The organism is Cryobacterium sp. Y11 (assembly GCF_002929535.1).
Classification (GTDB): Bacteria; Actinomycetota; Actinomycetes; order Actinomycetales; family Microbacteriaceae; genus Cryobacterium.
Map to the genome: position 1 here is coordinate 1 of NZ_PJJO01000005.1, position 403 is coordinate 403.

The following is a 403-nucleotide window of genomic DNA, read 5'->3' on the forward strand; positions in this document are numbered from 1 at the left end:
GGGCGCCTCGTCGGCGTGCCAGATTTCGGGCGGTCGCGGTGATGGTGACCGCACTGCTCACCGTTGGTATCGCCGGAACACCCGCCATCGCGACTCCTGCCGGTACTAACGCAACCGTCACCGCCTGGGGCGATAACACCTACGGGCAGTTGTCGGTTCCGGCGGGCCTATCGGGGGTGACCGCGGTCTCGGCCGGTGCGTATCATTCGGTGGCGGTGAAGGGTGATGGCACGGTCGTCGCCTGGGGTGAGGACGGCAACGGGCAGTCGTTGGTTCCGGCGGGCCTGTCTGGGGTGACCGCGGTGTCGGCCGGTGGGTCCCATTCGGTGGCGTTGAAGGGTGATGGCACGGTCGTCGCCTGGGGTGATAACTCCCGCGGGCAGTCGTCGGTTCCGGCGGGCCT

At 68.7% G+C, this 403-nt stretch carries 1 pseudogene; it reads left to right on the plus strand.

The features are described 5' to 3' along the window. Positions 1–41: 41 nt before the first annotated feature. Positions 42–403: pseudogene (locus tag CXY75_RS00035) on the plus strand (hypothetical protein); the annotation flags it as partial.